Genomic DNA, 11913 nt, shown 5'->3' on the forward strand with positions numbered 1-11913 from the left:
AACAGCCACAGCTCTGAAAGCCACATGAATAAAGGCCTGCAGCCAACTACTCCCACGTTACCCACAGGCACCTCCACAGCAAACGGGGACAAGTCAAAATGATGACAAAACAGCGAATTACAGCGGCTTTATGTCGCGCTTTCGTAGGGTTGCAATATTGTTTTCCACAATTTCAAGCGGCAAAAAAAAAGCCCCTGAAAAGGGGCTTTTCTATCTGCCGCTAATGCCCGCCCAAATAGGCGTTACGCACCTCGTCGTTGCTCAACAGCTCCTTACCCGTACCGGTCAAGCGGATCTCGCCGTTGACCATCACGTAGGCACGGTCTGAAAGGCGCAGGGCATGGTTGGCATTTTGCTCGACCAGAAAAATTGTCATGCCGGTTTTAGCCAGCTCACGCAGGGTGCCAAAAATCTGTTTCACCACAATCGGTGCCAACCCCAGACTGGGCTCATCCAGCAGCAACAACTTGGGCCGACTCATTAACGCACGAGCGATAGCGAGCATTTGCTGCTCGCCACCCGACATGGTCATGGCCCGCTGGGCACGCCGCTCTTTCAACCTGGGAAACAGCTCGAACATACGCTGCATGTCTTCTGTGGCGTATTTGTCGCCAATGGGGATGGTGCCCATCAACAGATTTTCTTCAACCGTCATGTCCGGGAACACCCGGCGCCCTTCCGGCGATTGAGCAATACCGTGAGAAGCAATGTAATGCGAAGACTTCTGAGTGATGTCCACGCCCTGATAGAGGATCTGCCCGCCGCTGGCCCGAGGCTGGCCAAAGATCGACATCAGCAGCGTGGACTTACCCGCACCGTTGGAGCCGATCAGGCTCACCGTTTCGCCCTCGTCGATGTGCATCGATACCTTTTTCAGGGCCTGAATCGGCCCGTAGTGAACGTCCAGTTCCTTGAGTTCGAGGATCTTGCCCGTCATACCAGCTCCTCTTCATCAGCGCCCAGGTAGGCGGCAATCACTTTTGGATCGTTGCGAATGGCATCAGGCCCGCCCTCGGCGATCACGTTACCGTGGTCAAGCACCACGATGTGGTCGGAAATGCTCATGACCATGCCCATGTCGTGTTCAATCAGCACGACGGTCAAGTCATGCTCATCGCGTAAAAGGCGAATCATCCCGCTCAGCGCTTCGGTCTCTTGGGGGTTGAGACCCGCCGCTGGCTCATCCAGACAGATGATTTGCGGGCGGGTGCACATGGCCCGGGCGATCTCCAGTCGCCGTTGCTGGCCGTATGACAACTCACCAGCCAAGCGGTTGGCGCAGTCCACTAAATCCACCACTTCCAGCCAGTAGAAGGCATGGTCCAGCGCATCGCTTTCGGCCTTGCGGTAGCCTTTGGTATTGAGAATGCCCGCCAGCATGTTGCGGTTGACCCACATGTGCTGCGCCACCAGCAGGTTTTCCAGCACCGACATTTCCTTGAACAGGCGAATGTTCTGGAACGTGCGCGCTAAGCCCGCCCGATTGACCAAGTGAGTGCCGCCGAACATTTTGTAATACAGCCGACTGGCAAACGCTCTGGGTGAAACAAAGTCGGTCAAGCGAAACGGTTCGCCCAGCAGCTTGATGACGTTGGTGCGGGTGCCACGGGCATTGACTTCAATCCGGCCGCCGCTGGCTTTGTAAAAGCCGGTCAGGCAGTTGAATACCGTGGTTTTACCCGCACCGTTGGGGCCGATCAGGGCAAATATTGAGTTGCGCTTAACCTTGAGGCTCACATCGCTGAGGGCTTTGATCCCACCAAAGTGCATCATCAATTTATCGACACTCAGCACCACTTCGTCTTGTTTGGCCAGATCGGTCATGGCGCGACTCCTTTGCGTGGTTTAACCCCGACACGGCTGATGCGAATCAGGCCCCGCGGTCGCCAAATCATCATGAGCACCATCAGCACACCAAACAGCAGCACCCGGTATTCCGCAAAGCTGCGCAGCAACTCCGGGGCTACCGTGAGCACGAAGGCGGCAATCACCACGCCCACCGTCGAACCCATACCGCCCAGTACCACAATGGCGAGGATCAGCGCCGATTCAAAAAAGGTGAACGAAGACGGGTTGACGAAGCCTTGATAGCTGGCGAAAAACACACCGGCTAACCCTGCAGTCGAGGCGCCAAGGGTGAATGCCGATAGCTTGACCAGCACGTGGTTCAAGCCCATCGACCGGCAGGCAATTTCATCTTCGCGCAGTGCTTCCCAGGCCCGGCCAATCGGCATGCGGGTCAACCGATGCTTGATGTACAGCACCAGCAACACCACCAAAAACAGCACGATGTAGATAAACAGGAATTTGATATTGGGGTTGTAGTCCAGGCCGAAGAACTCATGGAACGGCACGCCGCCCTCTTTGGCCCGGCGGCCAAACTCCAGACCGAAGAACGTCGGTGACGGCACCGGCATGCCGTTCGGTCCACCGGTAAACGACAGCCAGTTATTGAGCACCAGACGGATGATTTCGCCGAAGCCCAGCGTGACGATGGCCAGGTAGTCGCCATGCATTCGCAACACCGGAAACCCGAGAATGCACCCCGCCATCGCCGCTGCAATGGCCGCCAGCGGCAGCACCGACCAAAACCCCAGCCCCAGATACTGATAACCCAACGCCAGACCGTAGGCACCGATGGCATAGAACGCCACGTAGCCCAAGTCGAGCAGGCCGGCCAAACCGACCACGATGTTCAGCCCAAGGCCGAGCAACACGTAGATCAGCCCCAGAATCACCACGGTCAGAATGTATTTGTTAGCGAAAAATGGGAACACGATGGCAATCACGATCAGCAGCGGGATGATCCAGCGCAGCCGCGATTTGTAGTCCGGTGGCAGCACATGAACACCTGAGCCACTGGATTCAAAACCCTGAAGAATTTTCAGGCCCTTGGGGGTCTGCAAAAACAGGCTTAAAAGGAAACGCCCCACCATCACAATCGCGACCAGCCAACCGACCCGTGCCGGTTGCAAGTTGAAGCTGTAACCGTCGAGCACCACGCCCACGATAGGTCCGAACAGAATCAAGGAGATCAACCCGGCAAGGATCGAATCGACAACGCTTTTTTTGATATCAATCGGTTTATTAATGGCTGCAGACATACTCACACCTTCGCCACAAGTGGACGACCCAGCAGGCCTTGGGGACGGAAAATCAGGATCAGCACCAGCAGTGAGAAACTGAACACGTCTTTGTAGTCAGAGTTGACCAGCCCGGCAAACAGCGACTCGGACACTCCCAGAATAATGCCGCCCAACATGGCACCGGGCAGAGAGCCGATGCCGCCGAGTACCGCCGCAGTGAACGCTTTGATACCGATGATGAACCCCGCATAAAAGTCGAAGGTGCCGTAGTTCATGGTGATCAATACGCCGGCCAACGCGGCCATTGCGGCACCGATCACAAACACATAAGAAATGACCCGGTCGGTATTGATCCCCAGAATCGACGCCATTTTTCGATCTTGTTGCGTGGCGCGGCACATGCGACCCAGCTTGGTGTATTTGATGATGTAGGTCAGCAGCCCCATGCCGACGAAAGCGGCAATAAGGATGAAGACTTTGGTGTAGGTCAGTTGCACAAAGCCTGTGCCTATATCGACGCGCCAAGCGCCGCTGAGCAGGGTCGGAACGCCTTGCTGGCGTGAACCTTGGGCAATTTGTACGTAGTTTTGCAGGATGAGTGAAATACCGATGGCACTGATCAGCGGTGCCAGTCGTGTGGAGTTGCGCAACGGCTTGTAGGCCACGCGCTCAATCACCCAGCCATACACGCCGGTGACCACGACCGTGAAAATCAAGGTGCCCAACATCAGCAACGGGAAGGATTCGATACCGAAATACGCCAGCAGAGCCAGACTGATTGCCGCGAGGTAAGCGGAAATCATGTACACCTCGCCATGGGCGAAGTTGATCATGCCGATGATGCCGTAGACCATTGTGTAGCCGATGGCGATCAGGCCGTAGACAGACCCGAGGGTCAGACCGTTCAGCAGTTGCTGCAGGAAGATACCGTCCATAACGCAATCTCACACAGGTGAGCCTTTGCGCACGCCCAGACCTGCCACACCGTCGGCAGACAGTTTTAGCAGGCTGGGACAAGCGCGACTCTTGGAAAAGATGACAGGTGATGCCGATGCCCCCTACGACTGATCGGCAACCAAATGCCGATCAGTCGAGGGACTCATCTCACTTCTGTTTTTCCAGCTGGTGATATTTGCCGTCTTTGTCCCACTGGTACACCACGTAGTCAGAGACTTTCAGGTCGCCTTTGCTGTCCCAGGCTTTTTCACCCATCACGGTTTTGACCGGGTTGGCTTTCAGCCACTTGGCCGCGTCTTCGCCCTTGTTGGACTTGGCGCCGTTGAAGGCGTCGGCCAGCGCTTGCACCGAGGCGTAAGCGTACAAGGTGTACCCTTCTGGCTCAGTGCCCGCTTTGCGGAAGGCATCCACCACTTCTTTACTTTCTGGCAGCTTGCGCGGGTCGGCACCGAATGTCATGTACACGCCGTCAACGTATTGCGGGCCGCCTGCGGTGGCCACCAGCTCGTCGGTAACGACGCCATCATCCGACATAAACTTCACGTCTTTGAGGCCCGCCTCACGCAGTTGGCGTACCAATGGGCCTGCTTCCGGATGCAGGCCGCCAAAGTAGACGACATCTGCACCCTGAGAGCGGATTTTGGTGACCAGCGCGCTGAAGTCTTTTTCACCACGGGTCAGGCCTTCCTCAAGAATCGGTTTGACACCACGCTTGGTCAGTTGTGCGCTGGTGGCGTCGGCCAAGCCTTTGCCATAGGTGTCTTTGTCGTTGATGACGGCCACTTTCTTGCCTTTGAGCACGTCGACAATGTAATCACCGGCCACGATGCCCTGCTGATCGTCACGCCCACACATACGGAACATGGCATTCAAACCACGCTCGGTCACTTGTGGGTTGGTTGAACCTGGCGTAATTGCGATCACACCGGCTTCGTCGTACACCTCGGACGCTGGAATAGTGTTCGACGAACAGAAGTGGCCAACGACCCCGATCACCTTGTCCTGATCCACCAGACGGTTCGCCACAGCAACGGCCTGTTTCGGTTCACAGGCATCATCGCCGGCTACCAGTACAATCTTCTCCCCGTTTACCCCACCTTTAGCGTTGATGGCATCAGCGGCTGCCTGCGCACCCTTCATGTACTGCTCGCCAAATGCCGCGTTGGCACCGGTCATCGGGCCCGCCACACCGATTTTCACATCAGCCTGAACAAACGAAGAAACGCCCAGCGCAGCAGCCACTGCGAGAGCCAGAAAACCTTTCTTGTAGAACATCTGCGACATGAGGTGGTGCTCCTGAGGTTTTGTTAGATGGCACTTCGACTTCACGTAAAGCGCAGAGCAAGCCGCGTGCCATTGGTTTTTTATTCTCAAAAAAGCGGTTGTTTCAGGGCTGGGCAGACGCCTTATGTCCCCGTTCATCAGGCGGGCAACTGTCTAAACCGGGGAAAGTAATACCACGCATCGAAGATCGGCCTAACCCGCCACATCACCAGTGGCTTCCTGACCGGCCTGAACTTTCCTACGACGTCGTAACCCGTTACGTCACCGAACTGCACACTCTCGGTGCGTCACTGCTACAAGGCGCACCTTTTTCAGTGAGGGGGTTAAACGAACTATCAGGTTCAGATCACAATCCTTAAACACTGACCGGCGTGATACAGGGAAAAACCAGCCTCGTATAAACAGCTGCGCAGGCCCGTGCCAGACAGTGGCCGCATGGGTGTGAAGGGAATCGGCAACTGGCTGGCATCGCCATGGCACAGGTAGTCGGCAAAGGCTTTGCCGACCACAGTGCCAGTGGTCACGCCGCGCCCGTTGTAACCGGTGACTGCCACTAAACCGGGCGCGGGCTCGAATAAACGCATCAGGTGATCCGGTGTGAACGCGATACAGCCCGTCCAGGTACAGTCCCACTCCACGCCTTTCAAGTAAGGGAAATAGTGCTGCTGAACGCGATCGGCCCAGGCTTTGAGAAACCACGCGGGTTTTTGATTGCCATTGCCCAGGCTGCCAAGCAGCAGTCGGCCCTCGGCATCACGGCGAATACTGCTGAGGACTTGCCGGGTGTCCCACGACCCTTGGCCGCCGGGCAGGATGCGTTTTGCACAGTCATCGGTCAGGGGTTTTGAGGCGACCTGATAGTAATAACCGGGGAAAAAATGACGACGCAGATCGGTCCATTCGCCTTCGGTGTAGGCGTTGGAGGCCAATACCACCTGTTCAGCACTCACCGCACCGCGTGAGGTCTGAACAGACCAGCGCTGCCCCTGACGTTCCAGCCCGGTCACGGCGGAATGATCAAACAGGCGACCGCCAAGCCTAGTGGCAGTGTTGGCCAGCCCTGAGGTGTAGGCCAGAGGGTTAAGGGTACCCGCACGCCTGTCGAGCAAGGCGGCGGCTATTTTCGACGTGCCGGTGGCCGCTGCGCATGCGGCCCCTGTGAGTAATTCAACGGGAGCACCGCGACGCTTCCATTGCTGTTCACGGCTGCGCAAGTCGGCTTCGCCCTTGGCGTTATGGGCCATGTGCAAAGTGCCTTCGCGTCGCAGCTGACAGTCGATGCCGTAGGTGTCGATCAGACTGAACACCAGCGCCGGGGCGGCCCCGAGCATGCGATTAAGCTGACTGCCGACGGCCTGACCAAAGCCGGCTTCGATGTCATCGGGGGGTATCCACATCCCGGCGTTCACCAGCCCGACATTGCGACCTGAACCACCATGGCCAGTGCGATGGGCTTCGAGAACGCAGACCGTTTTGCCTTGTTCGAGCAAATGGATGGCGGCTGACAGACCCGTAATTCCGGCGCCGATGATGCACACATCGACACTGATTTCGCCGTGGAAGGCAGGGGATTGGGGGCGTTGCGGCGTGAGGGTTTCCCACAGACATTGTTCGCGTAAAGGCATTGCCAAGCTCCAGAAATGAAACCTAACCACGAAAAAATCAAAAGCCCCTCACCCTAGCCCTCTCCCAGAGGGAGAGGGGACTGATTTGCGGTGCTCTTGAAACCGCGTGCGGTCAGCCCCCTCTCCCTCCGGGAGAGGGTTGGGGTGAGGGCAAGGCGTCACCTCAATCGAACGTAATCCCCTGCGCCAGCGGCAGTTCCAGCGAGTAGTTGACGGTATTGGTCTGACGCCGCATATACCCGCGCCACGCATCCGACCCCGACTCGCGACCACCTCCGGTTTCTTTCTCGCCACCAAAGGCACCGCCGATCTCAGCCCCGCTTGGCCCAATATTGACGTTGGCAATTCCGCAATCACTGCCCGTCGCTGACATAAACTGCTCAGCCTCACGCACATCGGTGGTGAAGATGCACGACGACAAGCCCTGCGGCACGGCGTTGTTCAGACGCACCGCCTCGGAAAAATCGCTATATCCGACCACATACAAAATGGGCGCAAACGTCTCGTTGCACACCACCTCACTCTGCTCCGGCATTTCCACAATCGCCGGGGCCACGTAATAAGCGTTCGGGTACTGGTCACCCAGCTGACGCTCACCGCCAAACACCCGCCCGCCTTCGCTCAACGCTTGTTCCAACGCATCGCGCATGTTTTCAAAGCTGTTCTTATCGATCAGCGGCCCCACCAGATTGCCTTCCAGCGGGTGACCAATGCGCACGTTGGAATACGCAGCCTTGAGCCGGGCGACAATTTCTTCTCTCACCGATTCATGGGCGATCAACCGCCGCAGGCTGGTGCAGCGTTGGCCCGCCGTGCCCACTGCGCTGAACAGAATGGCCCGTACGGCCATGTCCAGGTCAGCACTCGGCGCCAGAATCATCGCGTTGTTGCCGCCCAGTTCCAGAATGCTGCGAGCAAAACGGGCAGCAATTTTGGGCGCCACTTCGCGGCCCATTCGGGTGCTACCCGTCGCACTGATCAACGCTACACGCGGATCATCGACCAACGCTTCACCTGCGTCGCGACCGCCAATAATCACTTGGCTCAGGTACGCAGGCGCATCCTCAAAACGGCTTAACACACGGTCAAATAACGCCTGACAGGCCAGTGCGGTCAGCGGCGTCTTCTCGGACGGCTTCCAGACCACGGCATTGCCACACACCAACGCCAACGTGGTGTTCCACGCCCACACCGCCACCGGAAAGTTAAACGCGCTGATCACTCCGACCACGCCCAGCGGGTGCCAGGTTTCACGCATATGGTGGCCCGGACGCTCCGACGCGATGGTCAACCCATAGAGCTGACGTGACAGGCCTACCGCGAAGTCGCAGATGTCGATCATCTCCTGCACTTCACCCAGCCCCTCCTGAGTGATTTTGCCCGCCTCCCACGACACCAGCTCGCCCAGGTCGGCCTTGTGCTCACGCAGCACATCACCCAACTGGCGCACCAGTTCGCCACGGCGCGGGGCCGGCACCTTGCGCCACAGGTCAAAAGCATGTTCGGCACGGGTCACTTGCTGCTCGGCTTCGGCCGCCCCCTCCCACTGCACGACGCCTATCTGGCTGCCATCAATGGGCGAATGCACGGGGTGTTTGCCCTGTTGGTACAGCGCGGGGTTCACCCCTAAACGATCCAGCAATGCGGCAACCATGGGTCACTCCTCAACTCAATAAACGGAAACTCAGACCATTAGTTGTAGCTGGCTCACATCGCCGCAACAAACGACCTTTAAGCGAGATATCATTCCGAAAATTCATGCTGCGCTGGTATCCACCCAAAAGGGCCGCCCGATGCTCAATAAACGCTATCTGCCATCAATCGCCGCGTTGCAGTGCTTTGAAGCCGTGACCCGTCATCTGAGCTTTACCCGTGCAGCAGAAGAGCTGAACCTCACGCAAAGTGCCGTCAGTAAACAAGTGGCACAGTTGGAAGAGCTGCTCCAGCATTTGCTGTTCCGCCGGGTAAGGCGGCGTTTACAGCTGACGCCTGCGGGTGAGCTGTATCTGGTAGAAGTCCGAAAAATCCTGACCCAAGTGGAAATGTCGACCCATACGCTGCGCTCCTATGGCGGCGAAACTGAAGTATTGCGCGTAGCCACACCCTCCACCTTCGGCGCCCGCTGGCTGGTACCCCGGTTAAAAGGCTGGCGGTTACGTCATCCGCAGATTCACCTCGACCTGTGCCACGAGCAAGAAGCCGACGAATTGTTGCAAGGCCGTTGTGATCTGGCCTTTTACTTCGGCCAAGGCGCGCGACCGGGCAGCGAATGTGTGAAGTTATTTGGCGAAGAACTGGTCGCGGTGTGCGCGCCGTCCAGCCTGCCTGCCACACCGTTCACTGATCCGACACAACTGACGGATTTGGTCCTGCTGCAAAATGCATCTCGCCCACAGGCGTGGCATGAATGGTTTGAGAGCCAGGGTCAGCACACCGACCACAGCTACCACGGTCCGCGCTTCGACACCTTCTATATGTGCATCCGCGCCGCGCAGGTCGGATGCGGCGTGGCCCTGCTGCCGCGTTTTCTGGTCGAAGAGGAATTGAGCGACGGTAAATTGGTCATTGCCTGGCAGCATTCGCTACCCAGTCAGGATGCCTACCACTTGGCCTACCCCGAGCATTCAGCGGCTGTACCCAAGGTTCGCGCCTTTGTCAGTTGGATGATGGAGCAGCTCAATGACCCGCAGAATTAAAAAACCGCTGGCAATACTGCCTGCGTATATGCGCCACTAGCGCCATTCATTGAAAAAGCTGAACGTCGTGGCAATCAGGCACGGCCAGCATGGAGATTGCCGTTATGAGCGAGAGTGTATTTGCCGATCGCATCGTGCAGAACCTGCTCGACACCGACTTCTACAAATTGACCATGATGCAGGCGGTGCTGCACAACTACCCCAACGTCGAAGTTGAATGGGAATTTCGCTGCCGAAACAGTGAGGATTTGCGCCCGTACCTGAACGAAATTCGCCACCAGATCGAGCGTTTGGGCGAATTGAGCATGACTCAGGACCAGCTCGGCTTTCTGGAGCGCATTACCTTTATGAAACCGGACTTCATCCGGTTTCTAGGGTTGTTTCGCTTCAACCTGCGCTACGTGCACACGGGCATTGAGAACGGCGAGCTGTTTATCCGCCTGCGCGGGCCGTGGCTGCATGTGATTCTGTTTGAAGTGCCGTTGCTGGCGATTGTCAGTGAAGTGCGCAACCGCTCGCGCTATGCCGATACGGTGCTGTCGCAGGCGCGAGAGCAGTTGTATCGCAAGTTTGACTGGTTGCAGGCCAATGCCAGCACCGAAGAACTGTCTGAGCTGCAAGTGGCCGATTTCGGTACGCGTCGACGGTTTTCGTACCGCGTGCAGGAAGAAGTAGTCAGCGTGCTCAAGCACGATTTCCCCGGGCGTTTCGTCGGCACCAGCAACGTCCACCTGTCCCGCGAGCTGGACATGAAACCGCTGGGCACCATGGCCCACGAATGGATCATGGCGCATCAGCAACTCGGCCCCCGACTGATCGACAGTCAGAGCGCCGCACTGGATTGCTGGGTGCGCGAGTATCGCGGTTTGCTGGGGATTGCCCTGACCGACTGCATCACCACGGATGCCTTCCTGAAGGATTTCGACCTGTACTTTGCCAAGCTGTTTGACGGCTTGCGCCATGACTCGGGCGACCCGGTGGTCTGGGCCGAAAAATGCATCGCCCATTACCATAAGCTTGGTATTGATCCGATGAGCAAGACGCTGGTGTTTTCCGACAGCCTCACCCTGCCCCGCTCGCTGGAGATCTTCCGGGCGTTGCGCGGCAGGATCAACGTCAGCTTCGGCATCGGCACCAATCTGACCTGCGACATCCCGGGTGTGGAGCCGATGAGCATCGTACTTAAAATGACGGGTTGTAATGGCTCGCCGGTCGCGAAGATTTCCGATGAGCCGGGTAAAACCCATTGCTCCGACCCTAATTTCGCCGCCTACTTGCGCCACGTTTTCCAAGTTCCCGAACAGTCTCCCAAGGAGTGAATCATGCAGGCCGTACAGCGTCAGATTGCTGAAGACCTCAAGGTCCAGCCGCCGTTTAAAAACCAGGACGCGCTGGAGGCTGAAGTCGCCCGCCGTATTACCTTTATTCAGTGCTGCCTGGTCAATTCCGGGCTCAAGACGCTGGTGCTGGGCATCAGCGGCGGGGTTGATTCGCTGACCGCAGGGTTGATGGCCCAGAAAGCCGTCAAGCAACTGCGTGAACAGTCCGGCGATCAGGCCTATCGTTTTATCGCCGTACGCCTGCCCTATGGCGTGCAGCAGGATGAAGCGGATGCGACGGCCTCGGTGGACTTTATCAACCCCGATGAGCGCCAAACCGTGAACATCGGCCCGGCCGTCAAGGCGCTGGCTGCTGAAGTGTCCGCGTTTGAAGGCAAAACCCCGGCCACCGTGGACTTTGTGCTGGGCAATACCAAGGCGCGGATGCGCATGGTGGCGCAGTACACCATTGCGGGCGCTACAGGCGGACTGGTCATCGGCACTGACCATGCGGCCGAGGCGGTGATGGGGTTCTTCACCAAGTTCGGCGACGGCTCGTGTGATCTGGCGCCGTTGAGCGGGCTGGTGAAAAATCAGGTGCGGGCGATTGCACGCTTCTTTGGCGCGCCAGAGCATTTGGTCGAGAAAGTGCCGACGGCAGATCTGGAAGATTTGGCACCGGGCAAGCCGGATGAGGCGTCTCACGGCGTAACCTATGCCGAAATTGATGCGTTCTTGCATGGCGAGCCGGTGAGCGAAGAAGCGTTCAATATCATCTGCAAGACGTACGAAAAGACCCAGCACAAGCGTGAGATGCCGTTCGCGCCTTGAGTCTGAGAGTACCGCTGCCCTCACCCCAACCCTCTCCCTGTATGGACCGGGGACATCGCGAACAGAATGTTCGGAGACATAGCGAACACTTTTTAATACGACACATTGAGCCCTT

At 57.5% G+C, this 11913-nt stretch carries 10 protein-coding genes; 3 read left to right on the forward strand and 7 right to left on the reverse strand.

Annotated features, from left to right (window positions below; all coding sequences use genetic code 11):
• Positions 1 to 220 precede the first annotated feature (220 nt).
• The 7 genes from GHN86_RS11640 to GHN86_RS11670 all read right to left on the reverse strand — a co-directional run bounded on the left by GHN86_RS11640 (position 221) and on the right by GHN86_RS11670 (position 8606).
• The gene (locus GHN86_RS11640; RefSeq protein WP_153380693.1) at positions 221 to 937 is read right to left on the reverse strand and encodes an ABC transporter ATP-binding protein; all 717 of its coding nucleotides are present in this window, start codon (positions 935 to 937) and stop codon (positions 221 to 223) included.
• On the reverse strand, positions 934 to 1824 hold the full coding sequence (locus GHN86_RS11645; RefSeq protein ID WP_153380691.1) for an ABC transporter ATP-binding protein: 891 nt from the start codon (positions 1822 to 1824) through the stop codon (positions 934 to 936). Before GHN86_RS11645 ends, GHN86_RS11640 begins: the two co-directional genes overlap by 4 nt.
• Positions 1821 to 3104, reverse strand: a complete 1284-nt coding sequence (gene livM, locus GHN86_RS11650; protein ID WP_153380689.1) for a high-affinity branched-chain amino acid ABC transporter permease LivM — start codon at positions 3102 to 3104, stop codon at positions 1821 to 1823. The genes GHN86_RS11645 and livM overlap by 4 nt, the downstream gene beginning before the upstream one ends.
• Before the next feature lie 2 nt (positions 3105 to 3106).
• On the reverse strand, positions 3107 to 4021 hold the full coding sequence (locus GHN86_RS11655; RefSeq protein ID WP_153380687.1) for an ABC transporter permease subunit: 915 nt from the start codon (positions 4019 to 4021) through the stop codon (positions 3107 to 3109).
• A 169-nt stretch (positions 4022 to 4190) separates the two neighbouring features.
• A complete protein-coding gene (locus GHN86_RS11660; protein ID WP_153380685.1) occupies positions 4191 to 5327 on the reverse strand; it encodes a branched-chain amino acid ABC transporter substrate-binding protein in 1137 nt (378 codons plus the stop codon).
• A gap of 341 nt (positions 5328 to 5668) precedes the next feature.
• Positions 5669 to 6952, reverse strand: a complete 1284-nt coding sequence (locus GHN86_RS11665; protein ID WP_153380683.1) for an NAD(P)/FAD-dependent oxidoreductase — start codon at positions 6950 to 6952, stop codon at positions 5669 to 5671.
• A gap of 163 nt (positions 6953 to 7115) precedes the next feature.
• Positions 7116 to 8606: an aldehyde dehydrogenase family protein gene (locus GHN86_RS11670; RefSeq protein WP_153380681.1), complete on the reverse strand. Its 1491-nt coding sequence runs from the start codon at positions 8604 to 8606 to the stop codon at positions 7116 to 7118.
• 139 nt (positions 8607 to 8745) lie between these two features.
• On the opposite strand from GHN86_RS11670, the gene GHN86_RS11675 reads away from it, so the two are divergent.
• The 3 genes from GHN86_RS11675 to nadE all read left to right on the forward strand — a co-directional run bounded on the left by GHN86_RS11675 (position 8746) and on the right by nadE (position 11798).
• Positions 8746 to 9648, forward strand: coding sequence for a LysR family transcriptional regulator (locus tag GHN86_RS11675; protein ID WP_153380679.1), 903 nt, complete (start codon positions 8746 to 8748; stop codon positions 9646 to 9648).
• Between the two features lie 104 nt (positions 9649 to 9752).
• Entirely contained in the window at positions 9753 to 10967 is a 1215-nt protein-coding gene (gene pncB / locus GHN86_RS11680) for a nicotinate phosphoribosyltransferase (RefSeq protein ID WP_153380677.1), read from the forward strand.
• A gap of 3 nt (positions 10968 to 10970) precedes the next feature.
• Complete coding sequence (gene nadE, locus GHN86_RS11685) at positions 10971 to 11798, forward strand: ammonia-dependent NAD(+) synthetase (protein ID WP_153380675.1); 828 nt, start codon at positions 10971 to 10973, stop codon at positions 11796 to 11798.
• The last annotated feature ends 115 nt before the right edge of the window (positions 11799 to 11913 follow it).

The organism is Pseudomonas helleri, assembly GCF_009600315.1.
Taxonomy (GTDB): Bacteria; Pseudomonadota; Gammaproteobacteria; order Pseudomonadales; family Pseudomonadaceae; genus Aquipseudomonas; species Aquipseudomonas helleri_A.